General features: G+C 28.0%; 22 protein-coding genes. 21 read left to right on the forward strand and 1 reads right to left on the reverse strand.

The features are described from left to right. Position 1 precedes the first annotated feature (1 nt). The 3 genes from urtE to ADFLV_RS04850 all read left to right on the forward strand — a co-directional run bounded on the left by urtE (position 2) and on the right by ADFLV_RS04850 (position 2,414). Positions 2–697 carry an urea ABC transporter ATP-binding subunit UrtE gene (urtE, locus tag ADFLV_RS04840; RefSeq protein WP_129012036.1) on the forward strand — a complete coding sequence of 232 codons (696 nt, stop codon included), beginning with the start codon at positions 2–4 and terminating at the stop codon, positions 695–697. Between the two features lie 278 nt (positions 698–975). Next, positions 976–1,662: a GntR family transcriptional regulator gene (locus ADFLV_RS04845; RefSeq protein ID WP_172658758.1), complete on the forward strand. Its 687-nt coding sequence runs from the start codon at positions 976–978 to the stop codon at positions 1,660–1,662. Between the two features lie 5 nt (positions 1,663–1,667). Continuing rightward, positions 1,668–2,414 (forward strand): urease accessory protein UreD, encoded by a 747-nt coding sequence (locus ADFLV_RS04850; RefSeq protein ID WP_129012035.1) that lies wholly within the window; start codon positions 1,668–1,670, stop codon positions 2,412–2,414. 5 nt (positions 2,415–2,419) lie between these two features. Here ADFLV_RS04850 and guaD read toward each other — a convergent pair whose 3' ends face one another. Continuing rightward, entirely contained in the window at positions 2,420–3,772 is a 1,353-nt protein-coding gene (gene guaD, locus ADFLV_RS04855) for a guanine deaminase (RefSeq protein WP_206731482.1), read from the reverse strand. A gap of 191 nt (positions 3,773–3,963) precedes the next feature. Here guaD and ADFLV_RS04860 point away from each other — a divergent pair, with 191 nt between their 5' ends. From ADFLV_RS04860 to ADFLV_RS04945, 18 genes are all read left to right on the forward strand, one after another. Beyond that, positions 3,964–5,256 (forward strand): NCS2 family permease, encoded by a 1,293-nt coding sequence (locus ADFLV_RS04860; protein WP_129012033.1) that lies wholly within the window; start codon positions 3,964–3,966, stop codon positions 5,254–5,256. Positions 5,257–5,451: 195 nt separating this feature from the next. Beyond that, positions 5,452–6,378, forward strand: coding sequence for an allantoinase PuuE (gene puuE / locus ADFLV_RS04865; protein ID WP_129012032.1), 927 nt, complete (start codon positions 5,452–5,454; stop codon positions 6,376–6,378). Next, positions 6,375–6,896: a 2-oxo-4-hydroxy-4-carboxy-5-ureidoimidazoline decarboxylase gene (gene uraD / locus ADFLV_RS04870; RefSeq protein WP_129012031.1), complete on the forward strand. Its 522-nt coding sequence runs from the start codon at positions 6,375–6,377 to the stop codon at positions 6,894–6,896. The genes puuE and uraD overlap by 4 nt, the downstream gene beginning before the upstream one ends. After that, the gene (gene alc, locus ADFLV_RS04875) at positions 6,886–7,896 is read left to right on the forward strand and encodes an allantoicase (RefSeq protein ID WP_129012030.1); all 1,011 of its coding nucleotides are present in this window, start codon (positions 6,886–6,888) and stop codon (positions 7,894–7,896) included. The genes uraD and alc overlap by 11 nt, the downstream gene beginning before the upstream one ends. Positions 7,897–7,899: 3 nt before the next feature. Beyond that, on the forward strand, positions 7,900–8,415 hold the full coding sequence (locus tag ADFLV_RS04880; RefSeq protein WP_129012029.1) for an ureidoglycolate lyase: 516 nt from the start codon (positions 7,900–7,902) through the stop codon (positions 8,413–8,415). A gap of 3 nt (positions 8,416–8,418) precedes the next feature. Next, positions 8,419–9,597, forward strand: coding sequence for a urate hydroxylase PuuD (locus tag ADFLV_RS04885; RefSeq protein ID WP_129012028.1), 1,179 nt, complete (start codon positions 8,419–8,421; stop codon positions 9,595–9,597). 11 nt (positions 9,598–9,608) lie between these two features. Next, positions 9,609–9,953, forward strand: a complete 345-nt coding sequence (gene uraH, locus ADFLV_RS04890; RefSeq protein WP_129012027.1) for a hydroxyisourate hydrolase — start codon at positions 9,609–9,611, stop codon at positions 9,951–9,953. A gap of 137 nt (positions 9,954–10,090) precedes the next feature. After that, positions 10,091–10,837, forward strand: a complete 747-nt coding sequence (locus tag ADFLV_RS04895; protein WP_129012026.1) for an outer membrane protein OmpK — start codon at positions 10,091–10,093, stop codon at positions 10,835–10,837. Positions 10,838–10,862: 25 nt separating this feature from the next. Further along, positions 10,863–12,305: a uracil-xanthine permease family protein gene (locus tag ADFLV_RS04900; RefSeq protein WP_129012025.1), complete on the forward strand. Its 1,443-nt coding sequence runs from the start codon at positions 10,863–10,865 to the stop codon at positions 12,303–12,305. A gap of 10 nt (positions 12,306–12,315) precedes the next feature. Beyond that, a complete protein-coding gene (locus ADFLV_RS04905) occupies positions 12,316–13,668 on the forward strand; it encodes an 8-oxoguanine deaminase (RefSeq protein ID WP_129012024.1) in 1,353 nt (450 codons plus the stop codon). Between the two features lie 9 nt (positions 13,669–13,677). Beyond that, a complete protein-coding gene (locus tag ADFLV_RS04910) occupies positions 13,678–15,846 on the forward strand; it encodes a malate synthase G (RefSeq protein WP_129012023.1) in 2,169 nt (722 codons plus the stop codon). 5 nt (positions 15,847–15,851) lie between these two features. Further along, positions 15,852–17,273, forward strand: a complete 1,422-nt coding sequence (locus ADFLV_RS04915) for an FAD binding domain-containing protein (protein WP_129012022.1) — start codon at positions 15,852–15,854, stop codon at positions 17,271–17,273. Then, positions 17,273–19,591: a xanthine dehydrogenase molybdopterin binding subunit gene (locus tag ADFLV_RS04920; RefSeq protein WP_129012021.1), complete on the forward strand. Its 2,319-nt coding sequence runs from the start codon at positions 17,273–17,275 to the stop codon at positions 19,589–19,591. The genes ADFLV_RS04915 and ADFLV_RS04920 overlap by 1 nt, the downstream gene beginning before the upstream one ends. A 1-nt stretch (position 19,592) precedes the next feature. Further along, positions 19,593–20,384, forward strand: coding sequence for a xanthine dehydrogenase accessory protein XdhC (gene xdhC, locus ADFLV_RS04925; protein ID WP_129012020.1), 792 nt, complete (start codon positions 19,593–19,595; stop codon positions 20,382–20,384). Positions 20,385–20,458: 74 nt separating this feature from the next. Next, positions 20,459–21,136 carry an urease subunit beta gene (locus tag ADFLV_RS04930; protein ID WP_129012019.1) on the forward strand — a complete coding sequence of 226 codons (678 nt, stop codon included), beginning with the start codon at positions 20,459–20,461 and terminating at the stop codon, positions 21,134–21,136. Position 21,137: 1 nt separating this feature from the next. Continuing rightward, complete coding sequence (gene ureC, locus ADFLV_RS04935; RefSeq protein WP_129012018.1) at positions 21,138–22,838, forward strand: urease subunit alpha; 1,701 nt, start codon at positions 21,138–21,140, stop codon at positions 22,836–22,838. Positions 22,839–22,841: 3 nt separating this feature from the next. Continuing rightward, positions 22,842–23,294 (forward strand): urease accessory protein UreE, encoded by a 453-nt coding sequence (locus ADFLV_RS04940; RefSeq protein WP_228720428.1) that lies wholly within the window; start codon positions 22,842–22,844, stop codon positions 23,292–23,294. 1 nt (position 23,295) lies between these two features. Further along, the gene (locus ADFLV_RS04945) at positions 23,296–23,982 is read left to right on the forward strand and encodes an urease accessory protein UreF (RefSeq protein WP_228720429.1); all 687 of its coding nucleotides are present in this window, start codon (positions 23,296–23,298) and stop codon (positions 23,980–23,982) included. Positions 23,983–23,985: the final 3 nt, after the last annotated feature.

The raw sequence follows: 23,985 nt of genomic DNA on the forward strand, positions 1-23,985 counted from the left end.
GATGTTAAAAATAGAAAATGTAAATCAATTTTATGGACAAAGTCACACTCTTTGGGATTTAAACTTAGAGTTTAAAAAAGGTAGATGTACTTGTGTTATGGGAAGAAATGGAGTTGGAAAAACAACTTTGAGTAAAGTTATCATGGGTTTACTTCCAATAAAAGATGGTGGACTAATCTATAATGATACTGATATCTCAAAACTTCCAGACCACAAACGTGCAAGTATAGCAATAGGTTATGTACCACAAGGAAGAGAGATTTTTTCACAACTAACAGTTTTGGAAAATCTTCAAATAGGAGTTATGTCAAATAGACATAAAATCAAAAAAGTTCCAGATAAAATCTATGATTTATTCCCAGTTTTAAAAGATATGCAAAAAAGAAAAGGTGGAGATTTAAGTGGAGGTCAGCAACAACAATTGGCAATTGCAAGAGCTTTATGTATTGACCCAGATTTTTTAATACTTGATGAACCAAGTGAAGGAATACAACCAAATATCGTAGCTCAAATTGGCGAGGTTATTGATTATCTTACAAAAGAAGAGCAAATAACTGTTATGTTGGTTGAACAAAAACTTCCATTTGCTAGACGTCATGGTGATGATTTTTATGTAATAGATAGAGGAAGTGTAGTTGCTTGTGGTGAGATAGGGCAACTTAGTGATGAGATTATTAAGAAGTATATGTCGGTTTAGATTATTATAATGCTTAGGAATAAATACAAAATTAAATTTAAAGTTAAAATATAAATAAGATTAATTGCTGATAAAAAGAAGAATAAATGAAAATTTTATTATAAGAATTTCTAGTTATATGTCATATTAAATAAAAAAGTATAAAAATAGTAAATAATTCTAATTAGTATAAATTATACATAAAACTTTTTGATAAATAATATGTTATGAGGTATAATAATTCCTAAAATAATTGTAGACAATTTAAATAAATTTGAAGTTATTAAAAGGGAAATTATATGATGGAAGTAAATGATGTAATAACATTAGAAGATAATATAGTAAATTTTATTTTTGATTCAATTTTTAACAAAAAATTACATCCTGGAATTAAACTATCAGAAAGTGTTTTAGCAAAAGAATTAAATACAAGTCGAGATGTTGTTCGAAAAGCATTTAGTAAATTAGAAACGATGGGAATATTAACATACAAAAAAAATCAAGGTTTTCATGTTGTATGGATAAGTGAGGAAGATGCAAAAGATATTTTTTCAGCAAGAAAAATAATTGAAACAGGTGTTGTTGAAATAGTAACACAAAAACATGCTAATCAGAATATTGATTTATCATCACTTTTAGAAAATGTAAATACTGAAGAATATTTAAAAATATCACATAGAAATGGTGAATATGTTAAATCTTCTTGTGATTTTCATTTAAATTTAGCATCTTTAAGTGAAAATGAGTTTTTAATAAATGCTTTAAAACCTCTTATTCCATTAAGTATTCTTGCTGCATTAATTTATGAAGATGAAAATACACAATTTTCTTCATATGATGAACACAGAGTTTTAATTGACACAATAAAAAGTAATAATATTGAGAATGCAAAACGAGTGATGTTAGAGCATTTAGATCATTGTGTTGAAGTTTTAGATTTTGGAATTACACCAACAAAAAAAATAAAATTTATATTTGGTAAATAGAGAATATGAGTTTAAATTTTGATTTCAAAGATAATAAATTTAGCTTAAATAAATTAAATCTACCATCACGTTATTATTATTTTGATGAAATAGAAAATTATATAAAGTTATTAAACATTGGTGAAGGAATTTTTCCAAAAGATAAAATAAAAATCTCTTTTTCTTTGATTAATTCATCATTAATAATTACTACAGAATCAGCAACAAAAGTTTACCAATCGAAAAAAGAGTATGGAATAAATAAAATTAATATAAATCTAAAAAATTCAAATTTAGAATTTATAAATGATGAATTGATTTTATTTAAAGATTCACGTTATATTCAGCTTTTTAAATTAAATTTTGATGAAAGTTCAACTTTTTTTTATGTAGATATTTTAAGTCGTGGTAGAAGTTTTGAAAATTTTGATTTTTCGAATATGCTTATAAAAAATACATTTAAGCAAGAAAATAATTTAGAATATATAGAAAAATTTGATGTTCAAGGTGATGAACTAAAAGATTATATAAATAGAAAAGATAGTTCAAATTTTATTTTTGCAAAAATATATATAAAAGTAAAAAATAGTGAAGAGTTTATAACTAAAATTCATAATAGTTTTGAAAGTTTTGCCTTTTCACAAAATAAGAGCATGATTTTAGGTGTGATTAGTTCAGATAATATGTTTGATTTAAAAGCCAAAATGTATCAAATTTGGGAACTTTATAGAAAAAATCTAAATAAAGATAAATTCAATCTAGGGAAACAATAAAAAAGTTAATAAACTTTTTTACCATTTACAAAAGTAGCTTTGATGTTTCTGTCATCACCCATTATCATAAGTGCAAAGAGTTTTTCTTCTAATTCAGCTAAATCATCTTTGTTTTGCTCTTCAATTTTTTGCATTCTTAAGTTTTGAATTTCATCAGCTTTAAAATCAATCACCACAAAATCAGCTTCATAATTAGATGCTAACTTACCAATTTTATCTTCTAAATCAAGTGAAATTGAGGCTCCTAAAGTTATTTGATAAAAGCCTTCAAAAGCACTAAGTGCTTCTCTATTTTGAGCACTATTTTGCTCTAGTGAGACTATCTTATATGCTTCATTTAAAGTTTTAATCATGTTTAATGTTGTTCCAGCTCCAACGTCACTCCCAAATCCAATTTTAACTTCACAGTTTTCATCTTTTAGTTTTTTAATTTTAAATAAACCACTTCCCAAAAATAGATTTGAAGTAGGGCATAAACTAACACTTGCTCCTTTTTCATGTAGTGTTTTATACTCCTGCTCTTCCAAATAAATAGCATGTCCAAAAATGGCTCTATTTGTTACTAATCCAAAAGAATCATAAACATCTAAATAACTTTTTGCATTTGAAAATAGTGATTTTACCCATTGAATTTCATTCAAATTTTCACTTAAATGTGTTTGTATATAAGTTGTAGGATATTTTTCTTTTAATTTTCTTGCAAGCTCTAACTGCTCTTTTGTGGATGTAGGAGCAAATCTTGGTGTTATTGCATAAAGTAATCTATCTTTTTCATGCCATTTTTCAATTAATTCTAAACTATCTTCATAGCTACTTTTTGCATCATCAAGAAGTTCTTTTGGAGCATTTCTATCCATCATAACTTTTCCAGCAATTAGTCTCATTTTGTATTTATTGGCTACTTCGAAGATTGCATTTGTAGATTCTTTGTGAACAGTAGTAAAAACGGCTGCTGTTGTAGTTCCATTTTTAAAAAGCTCTTTTATGAAAAAATTAGCCATCTCTTTTGCATAAATTGGGTCTTTATATTTCATTTCCGTTGGGAAAGTATATTTTTCCAGCCAAGGTAAAAGTTGTTCTCCAAAAGAACCTATCATCTCTGTTTGAGCATAGTGTAAATGAGTATCAATGAAACCAGGCATTATTAGATTATCTTCATATTCAAGTGATATATCTTTTTTATCTATATTATAAAGTGATATTAACTCTTCATAATCACCACTTGCAAAAATCTTAGTTTCTTCAATAATCAACAAGCCATTTTTATAAAATTTAATTGAATTTTTTTTATTTTCACATTTTGACGGATCTTTTTCAAAATATAAAATTGATGTTTTAAAAAATTTTCTTTTATTCATAATAATATTTATCCTTTTAAAAACTTAATTATAGTTAATTATTTTAAAGATTGTATACAATTTTTGTATATAGAATTTAATAATTCTATAAAAAACTTCTTAAAATGTTTAAAAATTATTCAATAATTGTTCACAATTTTTGTAGACAATCAGATAATATTTACTGATATAAAAAAAACAAGGAAATTTTTATGGACATATTTAAATTGAAGAAGAATAGGAGTGATGTAAAAACAGAATTATTTGCAGGATTTACAATATTCCTAACAATGATGTATATAGTACCAGTAAATGGATTTATACTCTCAGATGCAGGTCTACCAATGGATGCGGTAATTACAGCAACAGCTCTAATCACTATCCTAGCAACACTTTTTAGCGGTCTTTGGTCTAATACTCCTATTGCAATGAGTGTTGGTATGGGTTTAAATGCTTACTTTTCTTATGGTTTAGTTTTAGGTATGAAAATACCTTGGGAAACAGCTTTAGGTATAGTATTTCTTTCAGGTATACTTTTTGTAATCTTATCTCTAACTAACTTTAGAATCTGGATAATGACTTCAATTCCTATGAACCTTAGACGTGCAATAAGTGCAGGTATAGGAACATTTATAGCCTTTATTGGTCTAAAACAAATGGGAATGATAAGCGCAAATCAAGCTACATTAGTAAGCTTAGGAGACTTTTCAAAACCAGAAGTCCTTCTTGGTGTGTTAGGTCTTGTTTTGTCTTTGGGATTTTATGCATATAAAATAAAAGGAGCATTTATCCTTGCTATTATTCTTACAAGTATAGTTGGCTGGATAGTAGGAATAGGTAGTGTTCCAACTCAAATATTTTCAATACCAGCTTCAATAGAACCAATTGCATTTAAATTAGATATCTTAAGCGCAATGACATTGTCTTTATTACCAGTAATAATCACTTTCCTAATCACAGATATGTTTGATACCTTAGGAACACTAACAGGTGTAGGAACAAGAGCAAAACTGTTCCAAGAGAATAATAAAGATGATAAATCATTACAAAAAACATTAGAAGCAGATGCTCTAGCAACAACAGCAGGAAGCTTATTAGGAGTTTCAACAACAACTTCGTTTATAGAAAGTGCAAGTGGAGTGGAAGAAGGAGGAAGAACAGGATTAACAGCAGTGTTTACAGCAATGTTCTTCGTAACAACACTGTTTATGTTGCCACTATTTAAAGCAATACCATCAAATGCGATTTATCCAGTTTTAGTAGTAGTGGGAATACTAATGTTTACAGAATTAGGGAAAATAGAATTTGACAAAACTGATTTTGCAACAAAAGCAGGGATATTTTTAATAGTAATGCTAATGCCATTGACATTTTCAATAACAAATGGAATAGCAGCAGGATTTTTAATATATACAATAATAAAATTAATAAAAAAAGAACAAAAAGATTTAAACTTAGGTATTCTAGTTATTACTTTTATTAGTGCTTTAGCTTTTATTTTATAAAAATTATAAGGGAGTTCTCTCTCTTATAATTTTTTCTTCAAAAAATATACAAAAATATTATCAAGAAATTAATTTTTAAATTGAATAAAAAATATACATATTTTGTAAACAATTATTGTAGACAATCTGATAAAATTATCTCATATAAAAAAGGTAATTATTTATAATTAGCTTTGTTTTTTGAAAGAGTAAGAGATGAATATAGAAAATTATCCAAGAGATATGGTTGGCTATGGGAATGAACCAATAAATCCAAAATGGCCAAATGGTGCAAAAATAGCTTTACAATTTGTACTAAATTATGAAGAAGGTTCTGAAAATTGTGTTTTACATGGAGATGTGGCGAGTGAAGTATTTTTATCAGAAATGAATAATCCTCAAGCATTTATAGGACAAAGACATCAATCTATAGAAACATTATATGAATATGGTTCACGAGTTGGAGTATGGAGACTATTAGAACTATTTAAAAGTTTTGATATTCCTTTAACTATTTTTACTGTTGCAATGGCTTTGCAAAGAAACCCAAAACTTGCTGAATATATCACAAAATATAATTACGATATTTGCTCACATGGTTATAGATGGATTAATTATCAACAAATTGAAGAATCAATTGAAAGAGATCATTTATATAAAAGTATTGAGATTTTAACAAATATGATAGGAAAACGTCCTCTTGGTTGGTATACAGGACGTGATAGTCAAAATACTAGAAAACTTGTAGTACAAGAAGGTGGTTTTTTATACGATAGTGATTCATACAATGATGATTTACCATATTTTGCACCCGAAATTACAACAAAACAGCACTTAGTTATTCCATATACAATGGATAATAATGATATGAGATTTATTTTTGGTGGATTTACATATAGTGAAGAATTTTTTCAATATTTAAAAGATAGTTTTGATTGTTTATATGCTGAAGGATTAAGTGGAACTCCCAAAATGATGACAATAGGAATGCATTGTAGAATTTTGGGAAAACCTGGACGAATAATGGCAATGAAAAAATTTTTAGAATATGTAAGAAAATTTGATGATATATGGTTTTGTACAAGAGGTGAGATAGCAAAACATTGGATTGAAAATTTTTCAGAAAAGGAGATTATTTTATGAAAAAGCCTTATGCTTTAGCAAATGAATCAAAAGATAAATATTTGGAAGTTTTTAAAGAACTTTATGAACATTCTCCTTGGGTTATTCAAAATGTTTATGAAATAGTAAAAAGTGATAAAAAGTTTGATGATATAGAAAAATTTCATGCTTTACTTTGTGAAGAGATGCTAGCTGCAAATGATTTTTTAAGAATGAATTTAATCAAAGCCCATCCTATGTTAGCAGGAAAAGAAGCACAAAAAGGAGAATTAACAGATTTTTCTACAATTGAGCAAAAAAGCGCTGGGCTTAATAGTTGTACAAAAGAAGAAATTGAACTTTTTAATAAATTAAATAAGAATTATTTTGAAAAATTCAATTTTCCATATATCTTAGCAGTTAAAGGTAAAAATAAAGAAGAAATTATTGAAGATTTTAATACAAGATTAGAAAATTCTTATGAAAAAGAGAAACAAATAGCATTAGAACAAATAAATAAAATTGCATTGATTAGAATAAAGGGTATTTATGGAAACTAAAAGAAATGAATTAATAAATGTAACAAGTTGTGAATTAAATTCAAAAATTATTTTTACAACAGATGAGTTTTTTGCAAGTGCAAATAGAATGCTTTTAGAAACAGAGGCAGTATTTAAAGATGAATTTGATGAAAATGGACATTGGATGGATGGTTGGGAAACTAGACGAAGAAGAAATGGTGGAAATGACCATTGTATTATAAAACTAGGAAAAATATCAAAAATCAACTCTTTTTTAGTTGATACATCTTTTTTTAGAGGGAATTATCCAAAAGCTATTTCAATCAAAGGTTTCAAGGCAAAAGATATGAGTGATGAAGAGTTTGTATCTAAATATGAGACATTAGAAACATTTGAATTATTAACTCAAAGTGATTTAGAAGGGGATAAAAAACAGTATTTTGATTCAAGTTATGTAAAAGAGTTAACACATTTAAGAGTTGACATTTATCCTGATGGTGGAATTGCAAGATTTAAAGCTTTTGGTGAAATCTGTTTTGATGAAAAACTTTATGATGAAGATAATATAAATGTACTTTCTATGTTAAATGGTGCAAGAGCTGTTTATACAAACAATGAGTTTTTTGGTCCTTTAAAAAATATTTTAAAAGAAAATGATGCTTTAAATATGGGTGATGGTTGGGAAACTAGACGAAGAAGGGAACCTGGATTTGACTGGGGAATTATAGAACTAGCAAAGCCAGCAATCATAGATAATATTATGATTGATACAAATTTCTTCAAAGGAAATTTTGCTGATAGTTTTTCTATTTGTAGTGCATATTTAGAAAATACAACAGATAGTTCAGTAATAACTCAAAGTATTTTTTGGGAAGAGTTGATTCCTAAACAAAAATTATCAATGCATAATAAACACTATTTTGATAAGAGTTTTTTACTTCACGATAAACCAATAACTCATATTAGAATCAATATTTTCCCTGATGGTGGAGTTTCAAGACTAAAACTATTTGGAAAATTTGTAAAAGTTGAGAAATAAAAAATGAAAAAAATTTTAAAACCTATTGATTTAAATATTGAGGTTTTCAAAGCTTATGGAGAAGTTTTAAGTACACAAAATAGTAAATCAGTAGTTATAAATAATGGTTTTGCACAAAAACACTATAACCTTTGCAACATTGATGCAAATGAAAATGGTGGAGTTGCAACTGTTCATTTATATATTGGGAAAAAAAGAGAGTTTCCATTGAAGATAAATATGATGGAAAAACATCCATTTTTTTCCCAAACTTTTATTCCAAGAAGTAATAATTCATTTTTAGTTGTTGTTGCATTAGGTGATGAAAAACCTGATTTAACAACACTAAAAGTTTTTAAAACAGATGGAAATCAAGGGGTTCATTACAATAAAGGAATTTGGCATTTTCCTTTGATTGCTTGTGAAAATGAAGAACAATTTATTGTAATAGATAGAAATGATTTAGGAAAAAAAGAAAACAAAGTTATTGATTGTATCGAAGTTGATATAGATGAAGAAATTAAAATTTTAAAGGATTAGTTTATGGAAACATATATTGTTGATTGGTTAAATACAATGATTAGATTTGCACATTTTATTACAGGAATTGCATGGATTGGAGCATCTTTTTATTTTAACTGGCTAGAAAATAATTTAAATAGAAGTGAAGGGCAAAAAGATGGAATTTCTGGACATTTATGGGCAGTACATGGTGGAGGATTTTATTATTTAGAAAAATATAAAACTTATCCAGATAAATTGCCAGAACATTTACATTGGTTTAAATGGGAAGCATATTTTACGTTAATTACAGGTTTTGGACTTCTATGTGTAGTTTATTATTACAATGCAACTTCATTTCTTTTAAAAGCTGGAACTTCTCTAAGTGCAACAAGTGGAATTTTGATGAGTTTAGCAGGACTTGTAATTGCTTGGCTTATTTATGATCAAATTTGTAAATCATCATTAGTAAAAAAACAAAATATAGTTGCTTTTATTATGTTAATTCTTGTATTTATTTCAGCACTATTTTATCAACAATTTTTTACTCCTAGAGCAGTTTTTTATCAAATTGGAGCAATGATTGGAACAATAATGGTTTTCAATGTATTCTTTGTAATTATGCCATCACAAAGAGAACTTGTAAAAGCATGTGTTGATAAAACAAAAGTAGGTGAAGAAGTAGGTTTTAGAGGTTATATAAGATCACGAAATAATAATTACTTTACACTACCTGTTTTATTTATTATGTTAAGTGCTCATTTTCCAATGTTTTACACTGGAGTTAATCCTGCAATTATGCTAGTTTTAGTATTTATAACAACAGTTCTAATAAGACACTATTTTAATTTAAGAGGTGAAGGTAAAGGTGGCAAAACAATAACTTTAGTGGTAGCAGGAGTTATAACACTTGCAGTGTTTATAACTTTAATACCAAGTAAACCAAAAATTGATGTAAATTCCCAAATAGTTACCTTTGAACAAATAAAACCAATAATAGAAAATAGATGTGCTACTTGTCACTCAAAAAATCCAACAGATGATACTTTTACTATTGCTCCAAGTGGTTTTATACTTGATACAAAAGAGCAAATTATAAATGCTAAAGATGTAATTTATTCGAGAACTGTTGCCACAGATTCTATGCCATTGTCAAATAAAACAAATATGACAAAAGAAGAAAGAGATATGTTAGGAAACTATATTATTTCACTTAGATAAGGAGCTAAAAAATGGGAAAATTATCAACACATATATTAGATACAACAATTGGAAAACCAGCAAGTGATTTAGAAATCAAACTTTATAAAAAAGTTGAAAATAACTATGAATTAATTAAAACAGTTTTTTCAAATAATGATGGAAGATGTGATGAAGCATTACTTGAAAAGGAAAATCTACAAAAGGGAGGATACGAGTTAATTTTTGATGTTGAAACATATTTTAATAAACAAGGAATAAAAACAGAGTTTTTAAAAGATGTTGTTATTCGATTCTATATCGAGGATGTTGCGCAAAATTATCATGTGCCATTATTAATTACACCATATAGCTATTCTACATATAAAGGGAGCTGAAATGAATAAGGTATTTGAAGCTTATAATTCTACATAAATATGACTTTTAAGTTTTCACAAAAAAGTCATACGGGCAATATGATTATAAAGTATACAATTTAAAAACATTATTAAAAAAGATAAAAAAAGGAAATAAAATGAAAAAAATAATAGCAACGATTTTAGGAATAAACTTATCAGTATTTGCATTTAGTACAAGTAGTATTTCACTTTTAAATGGAAAATTTGATGGAAATAGTGCAGTTTACGATACTCAAGGTGGTGGAAATAAAACAACTATGACATTTGAAACACTTACAAAAGGAAATGTTGGAGATGTATTTTTCTTCGCAGATTTTTGTAAAACAAGTGATGGTCAGTTATATAACTCAACAAATAAACAGTGGATTTATGCGGAAGTTGCACCAAGATTGAGTTTAAGTTACTTAACGAATACAGATTTATCTAGTTCATTTGTTAAAGATTATTTTATTGCAACACAATATAACTATGGAGATAACTCAGATTTTAGGGCTTCACTAGTAGGTTTAGGTACAGATTTAAATGTTCCTGGATTTGATTATTTTCAAGCAAATCTTTATTATAGACATGTAGATTTAACTATTGGAACTACAGATTATGAAAGAGATACATATCAATTTACACCTGTTTATGGTACAAAATTTGGGAATAGTGGTTTTTCATTTAAAGGATTTGTGGATTTAACAGGATATAACCTTGGAACACAAAATCAACTATTATATGATTTATTCAAAATTGAAGGGAAACCTGTACAAGTAGGTGTTGAGCATTTATATTATTATGAATTTAAAAATGATTTTACTTCAAGTAATCCTCATGTTCATACAAATGTTTTACAAGCAATGATAAAAATCAATTGGTAATTTTACCAAAAAATAAGGATTGATTATGAATAAAAATTCTGAATTAATATATAAATTAAATGATAAACCAGGTGCAAAAGAGTCATTTTTTGCGGCACTTCAACATGTTTTAGCAAGTTTTATAGGTATTATTACTCCTACACTTATTATAGGAGGAGTTTTAGGATTAGGAAGTGAAATTCCTTACCTTATTTCTATGGCTCTTATGGTTTCAGGTGTTGGTACAATTATTCAAGCAAAAAAACCATTAGGAATTGGTGCTGGAATGATTTGTGTTCAAGGAACAAGTTTCGCTTTTTTAAGCTCTGTATTAGCAGCTGGATTTATTGCAAAAGCCCAAGGTGGAGGACCAAATGAAATATTAGCAATGATATTTGGTGTATGTATGCTTGGAGCATTTATTGAAATCTTTTTAAGTCAATTTTTGGACAAATTAAAAAGAGTAATTACTCCTTTAGTAACAGGAACAGTTATTACAATTATTGGAATAAGTCTAATTAAAGTTGGATTCATAGACTTAGCTGGTGGAAAATATATAATGGATAATAAACCAGAATTATTTGCTAGTTTTGATAATTTATTATTGGGTGCTATTGTAATTATTACAATAATTATTGCAAATAAGTCTTCTAATCAATGGATTAGATTATCTTCGATTATTATTGGAATGTTAGTAGGATTTATTATTGCAATATTTATGGGAAAAGTAAACTTTGCTTTAATGGGACAAGTTCAATCATTTATTAGCATACCTGTACCACTTAAATATGGATTTGATTTTGATATTGCTGCATTTATTCCTATCGCTATTATTTATTTAGTTACAACAATTGAATCTTCAGGAGATATAACTGCAAACTGTATGATTTCAAAAGAACCTATTAAAGGTGAAACTTATATGAAAAGAATAAAAAGTGGTATTTTAGGTGATGGTATCAATTCTTTCCTTGCTGGTTTATTTAATACTTTTCCAAATACAACTTTTTCACAAAATAACGGAGTTATTCAATTAACAGGAATTGCAAGTAGATATATAGGTATTTGGGTTGGGGCAATTTTACTAATTTTAGGATTATTTCCTCATATTGGTGCAGCATTTAGAACAGTTCCTAACTCAGTTTTAGGTGGAGCTACACTTATTATGTTTGCAACAGTAGCAATTGCAGGTATAAAAATAATCTCAAAAACAGATTTAAATAGAAAAAATATGTTAATTCTAGCTGTATCTTTTGCAATGGGATTAGGTGTTTTATTAGTTCCCGAAGTTATAACAGCAATGTCAAATAATATTGGAGGAATCACTGGAAAAATAATTCAAAGTGTTTTTGGTTCAGCTATTACAGCTGGTGGATTAACTGCGATAATTGCAACACTATTTTTAGGTGAATATCCAGAAAAAGAGTTAGATTCTTTGAATAATGAAGTGATTTTAGAAGAAGAACCATCTGTAAATTTGGTTAAAGCTTAAAGGTTAAAGCATGAGTAATATTTGGATAAAAAATCCTTTAGCTATATTAGCTAAAGATGCAGATAATGGAATAGTTATTAGTGATAATAAAATTGTAGAATTAGTTTCTCAAAATTCTGAACCAAAACTAAAAATTAATGAGATTTTTGATGCTAGTAATAGTGTTGTTCTCCCAGGTCTTATTAATACTCATCATCATTTTTATCAAACATTAACTCGTGCTTATCCTGATGCTTTGAATAAAGAGTTGTTCCCATGGTTAAAAACACTTTACAATGTTTGGGAACATCTAGATAGTGAGATGATATATTATTCAACAAAACTTGCATTGTGTGAACTATTACTAACAGGATGTACAACTGCAAGTGATCATCACTATGTTTTTTCAAAAGATTTAGAAAATGCAATTGATATACAATTTGATGTTGTAAATGAATTAGGTGTTAGAGCAGTTTTAACACGAGGTTCAATGAGCTTAGGGCAAAAAGATGGTGGTTTACCACCTCAAAGTGTTGTTCAAAATGAAAAAGATATATTAGAAGATTCCATAAGACTAATAAAAAAATATCATGACAATACAATTGGGGCAATGAACCAACTAGCTCTTGCTCCTTGTTCACCATTTTCAGTATCTACTGAACTTATGAAGGAAAGTGCTAAGTTAGCAAAAGATTATGACATTTGTTTACATACACATTTAGCTGAAACAATAGATGAAGAGAATTTTTGTTTAAAAAAATTTGGTATGAGAACAGTTGATTATTTAGAGCATACAGATTGGTTAAATAATAAAACATGGCTTGCTCATGGAATTCATTTTAATGATGATGAAATTAAAAGATTAGGTAAAGCAAATGTTGGAATTTCTCATTGTCCAACTTCTAATATGATGTTAGCTTCAGGTATTTGTAGAAGTTTAGAACTTGAAAATGCAGGAGTTAAAATAGGACTTGGAGTTGATGGAAGTGCATCAAATGATGGTTCAAATATGATATTAGAAGCTAGAATGGCAATGTATCTACAAAGACTAAAATATGGTTCTTCAAAAATCACACACCAAAAAGCTCTTTCTTGGGCTACAAAAGGAAGTGCATCATTATTTAATAGAGATGATATTGGAGAGATTGAAGTAGGTAAACAAGCTGATTTAGCACTTTTCAAATTGGATGAAATCCAATTTTCTGGATCACATGATCCTCTTGCTGCATTACTTTTATGTGGAGCAACAAAAGCAAATGCAGTTATGGTAAATGGTAAGTGGAAAGTAAAAGATTCTAAATTAATAGATGTTGATTTAGATGAATTGATTTTTAATCATACAAAACAAGCTAAAAGATTATTTTTTAAAGCTAATAACAAATAAGGACAATTTATGCAAAGAATAAAAAGTGGTAATTTAAAAGTAGAAAAAATAGTTTTTGATTTAATAAATAATGAAATATTACCAAAAACAGAAATTTCAGAAAATGAGTTTTGGAAAAGTTTTGAAAATATTATAGAAACTTTAACTCCTATAAATAAAGAGTTGCTAAAAACAAGAGATGATTTACAAAAAAAGATTGATAATTGGTATAAAACAAATAAATATGATTCAACTAATTTAGATAAATATAAAAACTTTTTAAAAGAAATTGGATACTTAGTTGAACAAAAAGAAGATTTTAAAATAGATACAAAAAATATAGATGATGAGATAACTTTACAAGCTGGCCCTCAACTTGTTGTTCCTGTTAAAAATGCAAGATTTGCTCTAAATGCTGCAAATGCAAGATGGGGAAGTTTGTATGATGCTTTATATGGAACAGATGTTATATCAAAAGAGGGTGATTTAGCTATTACAAAAGAGTATAACAAAAAAAGAGGTGAAGCAGTTGTAACTTATGCAAAAGAGTTTTTAGATGAATCAATTACTTTGCAAAAAGGCTCTTATAAAGATGTAATTGAGTTTAAAATAGTAAATAATGAACTTATTATAACTTTAGAAAATGGTGAAACAACAACATTAAAAGATAAGGAAAAATTCTTAGGTTTTATTGGAGAAATTGAAAATTTAGAAGCACTTATTTTTAAAAATAATAACTTACATATTCAAATACAAATAGATAAAAATAGTTTTATAGGATGTTTAGATAAAGCCTTTATAAAAGATGTTATTTTAGAAGCAGCAGTTACTACTATTATGGATTGTGAAGATTCAGTTGCAGCAGTTGATGCAATTGATAAAGCAGAAGTTTATAAAAATTGGTTTGGGCTTATGAAAGGTGATTTAGAAGATAGTTTTTCAAAAAATGGAAAAACTATAACAAGAACTCTAAACGAAGATATAACTTATAAAACAATAGATGGAAATAGTAAAACTTTACATGGAAGAAGTCTGCTTTTTGTTAGAAATGTAGGTCATCTTATGACAAATCCTGCAATTTTAGATGAAAATGATGAAGAAGTTTTTGAAGGAATTATGGATTGTATGATTACTGTTTTATGCTCGATTGTAGATATAAAAGGAGCAAATAGTAAATCAAACTCAAGACAAAAAAGTGTTTATATAGTTAAACCAAAAATGCACGGACCAAAAGAGGTAGAATTTACAGTAAAAACTTTTGAAATGGTTGAAGATGCTCTAAAACTTCCTCGAAATACAATCAAAATAGGAATAATGGATGAAGAGCGACGAACAACTTTAAATCTAAAAGAGTGCATAAGAGCTGCTAAAAGTAGAGTTGTATTTATAAATACTGGATTTTTAGATAGAACAGGTGATGAGATTCATACTTCTATGTTTGCTGGTGCATTTGTTCAAAAATCAAAAATGAAAGAGCAAGTTTGGATTAAAGCTTATGAAAATTCAAATGTCGATATAGGTTTAGAGTGTGGTTTACAAGGATTTGCTCAAATAGGAAAAGGTATGTGGGCGATGCCTGATGAGATGGCAAAAATGATGGTTGAAAAAATCAATCATCCAAAATCAGGAGCAAACACAGCTTGGGTTCCATCACCTACTGCAGCAGTTTTACACTCAATTCATTATCATAAAGTAGATGTATTTGAAGTTCAAAATGCTTTGATTGGTAAAAAAAGAGCAACTCTTGATGAACTTTTAACTCTTCCACTTATGAAAGATATATCGATTTTAAGTAAAGAAGAGATAAAAAAAGAGCTTGATAATAATGCTCAAACAATTTTAGGTTATGTTGTTAGATGGATTGATTCTGGAATTGGATGTTCAAAAGTTTTAGATATAAATAATGTAGCACTTATGGAAGATAGAGCAACTTTAAGAATCTCTTCTCAACATTTAGCAAATTGGATTGAACATAAAGTTTGTACAAAAGATGATGTAATGGAGTCTTTAAAATCTATGGCAAAAGTTGTTGATGTTCAAAATGCTTCTGATTTGTTATATATAAATATGGCTCCATCTTTTGATGGATATGCTTTTAGTGCAGCTAGTGATTTAATTTTTAAAGGTATTTCTCAACCATCAGGTTATACTGAACCATTATTGCATAAATATAGAAGAGAATTGAAAGAAAATGGGTGATTATCATGAGAGATTATCTACTTTTATATATAAATGGGAAAAAACACATTATTAAAGCAAATGAAGCTAAAAAAAATTTATCTTCATATTTAAGAGAAAACTTAAATATGAAAGGTACGAAAATAGTATGTAGTGAAGGTGATTGTGGTGCTTGTACAGTTTTAGTAAAAAGATTCAATGATGAAAATTTTATTTCTGTAAATTCTTGTATCTTACCTTTATATTTGCTTGATTGTTGTCAGATTATTACTATTGAAGGAATAGAAAATGATAATTTACATCAAGTTCAAACTTTACTTTCTACTTATCATGGAACTCAATGTGGATTTTGTACTCCTGGTTTTGTAAATTCTATGGTTTACATGTGTGATGATTTAATCTTGAAAAAACAGTTAATAACTGAGCAAAAAATCAAAAATTATACTACTGGAAATCTTTGTAGATGTACAGGATATAAAGGTATTATTCAAGCTGGTATGAATTTAGATTTATCAAAAATAAAAACAATAAAACAAAGATATGAAACACAAGAGATAAAAGAGGCTTTTAATGAAGCTTTAGAAAATGAAGTTGTCCTATCAAATGGGGAAACTGAACTTATCTTACCTAAAGATATAACAAAAGCAATTGAGTTAAAAAAATCTGGATTTAATGTTATTTCAGGTGGGACTGATATAAGTGTTTTTGTAAATAAAGGTTATAACAAAAACAAGAAATTTGTATCTTTAAATAATATAAGTGAACTTTATATTATAAATGATGATGAAAAATTTTTAGAAATAGGTTCAAAAGTTACTTTAACATCTTTTGAGAAGGCTTGTAAAAAAGATTTCCCAACATTTACACAAGCTTTAAGGATATTTGCATCTCCTCAAATAAAAAATATAGGTACAGTTATAGGAAATGTAGCAAATGGTTCTCCTATAGGTGATACTATGCCTTTATTATATGTGAGTGATGCTATTTTAGAACTATCTGGAGGTAATTCAAGAAGAGAAGTTTTGATTTATGATTATTATTTAGGATATAAAAAATTTGATTTAAAAGATGATGAAATTATCACAAAAATAAAAGTGCCAAAAACTTCTAACGAGTTTAAATTTTATAAAGTTAGTGCCAGAAAAGATTTAGATATTTCGGCTGTTTCACTAGCAATATCATATAAAATTGAAGATGAAATCATAAAAGATATTTCAATTGCTTTTGGTGGAGTTGCTGCAACTACATACAAAGCAAAGCAGATTGAAGAGTTTTTAATAAATAAAGAATTTAGTTTAGAAAATATCAAGGAATCTAAAAAAATAGTATCACAGATTTTTACTCCTTTTAGTGATCATAGAGGAAGTAGCACTTATAGAATAAAACTTTGTGAAAACTTGTTATTAAAATTTTACAATGAAGTATCATCAAAAGTGGAGGTAGCATAATGTCTTTTCATGGAATGAATATACCACATGATTCAGCTTTTACTCATGTCACAGGTAAAAGTGTATTTATAGATGATAGAGAGTCTTTAAGTAGTGAGGTTTTTGTAGGATTTATCACTTCAAAATATGCAAAAGGGATCGTAAAAAATATAGATTTTAGTAAAGCATTAGAGTGTGAAGGTGTTTATGCTGGATTTACTAGTGAAGATTTTTATGATAATTCTTGGGGAACAATTGTTCATGACCAACCACTTTTAGCAAAAAATATAGAACATTTTGATGAACCTATTGCAATTTTAGCTTGTAAATCAAAAGAGATTTTTGAAGAGATTAAAGCTTTGGTTGAAGTTGAAGTTATTGAAGATAAATCTATATTAGATTTAGATGATTCAATAAAAAATAAAGAGTTTTTATATACTGCAAAGGCTTTTGTAAAAGGGGATACTAAAACTTCTTTTGAAAACTCAAAATATATTTTAGAGGGTGATTTTTACAGTGGTGGACAAGAACATTTTTATTTAGAATCACAAGCTTGTGTTGTATATCCACTTGAAGATGGTGCTGTGGAAGTTCATAGTTCATCTCAACACTCAAGTGAAGTTCAGCACGTAGTTGCTCATTCTTTAGGACTTCCTATGCATAAAGTATCTTCTATCGTAAAAAGAATGGGAGGAGGTTTTGGTGGAAAAGAGTCTCAACCTGCACTTTTTGCTACTTGTGCTTCTTTGGTAGCTTTAAAGTTAAATAGACCTGCAAGAGTAGTTTTAACAAAAGATGAAGATATGAAAATTACAGGGAAAAGGCATCCTACTAAAACTTATTATAAAGTTGCTTTTGATGAAACTGGAAAAATAGAAGCTTTAGAAGCAGATATTTATAGTGATGCAGGAGCTTATACAGATGTTAGTCCTTCTATTTTAGAGCGTTCTATGTTTCATATAGATGGAGCTTATAATCTAGAAAATGCACTTATAAAAGGGTATGTTTGTAAAACAAATTATCCTTCAAATACTGCTTTTAGAGGTTTTGGAGGACCACAAGGAACTTTTGTAATAGAAAATATTATAGAAGATATTGCAAATTTTTTAAATATTGATGCTTTAGAAATAAGAAAGTTAAATTACTACAAAGGAGAAGAGTGTACAACTCCTTTTGGACAGCAAGTAATAAATAACAAACTTCCTGAACTTTTTGAAAAAATTGAGCTAAGTAGTGAATATAAAAAAAGAAGAGAAGAGATAAATAAATTTAATGCCCAAAATAATGGTTATGTAAAAGGCTTATCTTTAAGTGCTGTTAAATTTGGTATTTCATTTACTGCAAGACATCTAAATCAAGGAAATGCTTTAGTAAATATTCATCTTGATGGAACTATTGAAGCTTCAACAGGTGCAACTGAGATGGGTCAAGGAGTAAATACAAAAATACTTCAAGTTATAGCAGAAGCTTTTAGTATCTCTCCATCAAAAGTAAAAATTATGGCAACTTCAACTCAAAGAAATGCAAATACTTCTGCTACAGCTGCTTCAAGTGGAAGTGATTTAAATAGTGCAGCAGCCTTAAAAGCTTGTGAAGCAATAAAAGAGAGATTAAAAAATCTTGCTTGGCAAGTTTTTTATACTCAAAAATCAAATGATGATTTTTTAAGTCAAATTGATGAAGATGTAACAAGTATAGAATTTAAAGATGGATTTGTAATTGATGAAAAAAATTCAAAATCAATCTCTTTATTAGAGTTACTTGATATTGCTTATAAAAATAGAATTTCTATTTGTGAATATGCACACTATAAGACAGAAAATCTAACTTTTAATAAAGAAAAAGGGTTTGGAAAAGCCTTTAATTATTTTACAAATGGTGTAGCAGTTAGTGAAGTAATTATAGATGAGTTTACAGGTGAAAAAAAGGTGTTAAGAAGTGATATTATCATGGATTTAGGAAGAATGATAAATCCAGGAATTGATGAGGGACAAGTTGCAGGTGGTTTTGTTCAAAGTTTAGGTTGGGTTAGTATGGAAAAACTTGTTTATTCAAACAAAGGTGAACTTCTAACATATTCACCAACAACATATAAAATACCATCTATCCATGATATGCCAGAAGTTTTCAATATAGATTTTATTGAAAATGATACAACAACTACAAATGTTAGACGTTCTAAAGCAGTTGGAGAACCTCCATTTTTATTAGGAATATCTGTTTTCACTGCAATAAAAGATGCTTTAAAATATAGAGCAAAAAATAATGAACTTGTAAAAATGAATTCACCAGCAACAAATGAAAATATTTTAATGACTTTAGAAAATTTAAAGGCTTAGAATGAATTTTTTATTTGATGAGTTTTTAAGTGCTAGTCAAAGATTAATGGAGAGTAGAAAATCATTTGTAATTGTAACACTTGTTGATAAAAAAAACTCCGTTCCTCAAGATATTGGTTCTAAGATGATAGTTTGTGAAGGAGTTATCTACTTTGGAACTATTGGTGGTGGAGCTTTAGAAAAAAGTTGTATAGAAGAAGCTATAAATATTTTAAATGATGATTCAACAAAAAGCTTATTAAAACAGATAAATTTAAATAGAGATTTAGGTATGACTTGTGGTGGAAGTGCAACTGTTTTTTTTGAGAAAATTGCTATAAATAATTCATGGAAAATAGCAGTATTTGGAGCAGGTCATGTATCACAAGCTTTATGTAGAATTTTAGTAAATTTAGACTGTAATATCACTTGTATAGATACTAGAAAAGAGTGGTTAGATAAACTTCCAAATACTAATAAGTTAAATAAGATATTTGTTGAAAATTATACAGATTATATAAAAGAATTATCTTATGATTCTTTTATTGTTATTACAACTTCTGGACATAAATTTGATTATCCAATTTTAAAAGAAGTTTTACAAATAGGGACTTTTCCTTATATTGGTGTAATTGGTTCAAAAATTAAAAGAGCTAGATTTGATTTTGATTTAAAAAAAGAGAACATTAAAGAGAACTTTTTCTGTCCTATAGGAGAAAATTTTGGAACAAATAATCCAAATGAAATAGCTATTAGTATTACTGCACAATTATTAAAATGTAGAGATACTTATGATTATAATATATACAGATGAAAAAATAATAATCGGTTTTAATTGGATAAAATCTATATAAATTAAAGTGAATATAAAATCTAAAAGGAGAATATATGTTCCTTACAAATCGTGAGCAAGAGAAATTATTGATTTATACAGCTTCAAAGCTTGCAATGGAAAGAAAAGAAAGAGGTTTAAAACTAAACTATCCAGAAGCAGTAGCAATAATTAGTTCATATATTATTGAGGGTGCAAGAGATGGAAAAAGTGTTGCACAACTTATGGTTGATGCTACAAAAGTTTTAAAAGAGGATGATGTACTTGAAGGTATTGCATCTATGATGTACATGGTTCAAGTTGAAGCAACTTTTGAAGATGGAACAAAATTAGTTACAGTTCATAACCCAATTTCTTATGATAAAAACAAATTAATCCCTGGAGAATATCTTGTAGATGAAGGTGAAATAGAACTAAACTCTTCAAAAGAAATTATTACAATAGAGATAGAAAACAAAGGTGACAGACCAGTTCAAGTGGGTTCTCACTATCACTTCTTTGAAGTAAATAAAGAGCTTAGTTTTGAAAGAATTAAAGCTTATGGGAAAAGACTTGATATTCCAGCAGGAACATCTGTAAGATTTGAACCAGGAAGTAAAAAAAGTGTAAACTTAATTGATTTTAGTGGTAAAAGATATGTTAGTGGATTTAATGGTTTAGTTGAAGGCTTTTTAGATGATGAGAATGTAAAAGCAAAAGCTATGCAAAATCTTTCAAAGTTTTTAGGAGAGTAACATGAAGATTAGTAAAGAAAAATATGCTTCTATGTATGGACCAACTGTTGGTGATAGATTCAGACTAGCTGATACTTCATTAATAGCTAAAATAGAAAAAGATTACACAACTTATGGTGAAGAAAGTAAGTTTGGTGGTGGAAAAACAGTACGTGATGGTATGGCTCAAAGTCCAACTGCTGTTGTTGTTGCTGATTTGATTATTACAAATGCAATTATTATTGATTATACAGGGATTTATAAAGCAGATATTGGAATCAAAGATGGGAAAATAAGTGCTATTGGAAAATCAGGAAATCCAAATCTTTGTGATGGAATAACAGAGGGTTTAGAAATTGGAGCAAATACTGAAATTCTTTCAGCTGAGGGAAAAATTATAACTGCTGGTGGAATAGATACTCATATTCACTTTATAAGTCCAGGTCAAATTGATGAAGCACTTAGTTCAGGAGTGACTACAATGATTGGAGGAGGAACTGGTCCAAATACTGGAACAAATGCCACAACTTGTACCCCTGGAGAGTGGAATATAAGTAAGATGATACAAAGTGTTGATGATTTACCTTTAAATTTTGGATTTATGGGAAAAGGAAATAGTTCAAGTTATGAAGCTTTAAAAGTGCAAATAGAAGCAGGAGCAATGGGATTAAAACTTCATGAAGATTGGGGAAGTACGCCAAATGCTATTGATACTTGTTTAAGTGTTGCAGATGATTTTGATGTACAAGTTGCAATTCATACAGATACTTTAAATGAATCAGGATTTGTTGAAGCAACAGTTGGAGCATTTAAAAATAGAACAATTCATACTTTTCATAGTGAAGGCGCAGGCGGAGGTCATGCACCTGATATTATGAAAGTGGCTGGGCTTGCAAATGTACTTCCATCAAGTACAAATCCAACTTTACCATATACAAAAAATACTATTGAAGAGCATCTTGATATGCTTATGGTTTGTCATCATTTGAGTCCAAAAATTCCTGAAGATGTTAGTTTTGCAGAATCAAGAATTAGAGGAAAAACAATAGCTGCTGAAGATGTGTTACATGATTTAGGAGCTATTTCAATCACAAGTAGCGATTCTCAAGCTATGGGAAGAGTGGGAGAAGTAATCATACGAACTTGGCAAGTTGCAGACTCTATGAAACAACAAAGAGGAACACTTGAAGGTGATGATGAAAAATCTGATAACAATAGAATCAAAAGATATATCGCAAAATATACTATAAATCCTGCAATTGCTTCTGGAATAGATGAATATGTTGGAAGTGTTGAAGTTGGAAAAATGGCTGATTTAGTTTTATGGAATAGGGCATTTTTTGGAGTAAAACCTGAAATTATCATAAAAGGTGGATTTATTGCACTTGCTATGATGGGTGATAGTAACGCTTCAATTCCAACACCAGAACCAAATATGTATAGACCTATGTTTGGAAGTCTTGGACGTGCTAGTAGTGCTACAAGTGCAATATTTACTTCAAAAGTAGCTAGTTCAAATCTAAAAGATAAATTAGGAATTTCAAAAGAAGTATTACCAGTAAAAAATGTAAGAAATATTGGAAAAGCAGATATGAAACTAAATGATTTTATAGGTGATATTGAAATAGATAGTGAAACATATGATGTAAAAATCAATGGAGAACTAATAGAATCAAATTATGTTGAAAAAGTGCCAATGGCAAGACGATATTTTATGTTTTAGGAAGTGATTTTGACATTTAGTGTAATAAAAAAAGTAATAGAAATAAAAAAAGATATACCATTTAGTGATGAGGTTGAGTTATCTTGGTTTGATATGCAAAAGCCAAATTTAACAGCTGTTACTAAAAAAGGAGTAAATTTGGTAGTAAAAGCTAAATTTACACATCTACATGAAAATGATATTTTAGTTTGCGAAGATGGAATGGGGATAAAAGTTAGTCGAAGTGTTGATGAGATTTTTGTTTTAGAGTTTAGTGATGCTTTAACTTTTGCAAAAATAGCTTATGAAATAGGAAACAGACATCAGCCAGTTATGATTGATGAGTTTAAAATCATAGTTTTAGATGATATCTCTTTAAGTGATATTATCAAAGATTGTTATGTAAATGAAAAAATAAAGTGTGAAAAAACAAAAGGTTATTTCAAACCAAATGGAAAAGCGCACCATAGCCATTAATATGCAAAAAACAAATCTAAAAAGTCTTAGTAGATTTATGCAAATACTTGATGGAAGTTTTCCCTCAGGTGTATTTGTACACTCTTTTGGACTTGAACCTCATATTTTAAAAGAAAAAGTAAAAGATATAAATAGTTTAAAAATCTATTTAGAAAATCTAATCATTGACCAATATTCTAAAATAGAGTTTGTTTATGTTAAAAAAGTTTATGAAGCTTTAGAAAAAGAGAAATTAACTATTTTAAATAAATTAGATAATGAACTTGGAGCTTATTTAACTTTTGAGTTTGCAAAGGCTTCACGTGATATTGGACAAAATTATTTCGTACAGATAAAAAATTTAGCAACAAAGAATATAGTAAAAGAGTATTTTTCATTTATTGGAAATAAATCTTGTGTTGGAAATGAGATAATTGTATTAAGTGCTATGGCTTTTGATATGGATATTTGTTTGGAAGATTTTATAGTAATGTGGACTAAAAAAAATCTTATAAACATTGCAGTTACAACTCTAAAGATTTCAAGAATAAAACCAAGTGAAATACAAAAGATGCTTTTTGAAATAGATGAGATTTTAGAAAAATTTGATTATAAAAATATAGAAAATAAAATCACAAATTTTAATCCACTTTTTGAAGAGATTATATTTAGTCATAAAAATTTAGAACCAAAAATGTTCACAACATAAAGG

Source organism: Arcobacter defluvii (assembly GCF_013201725.1).
In the GTDB taxonomy this organism is placed as follows: Bacteria; Campylobacterota; Campylobacteria; order Campylobacterales; family Arcobacteraceae; genus Aliarcobacter; species Aliarcobacter defluvii.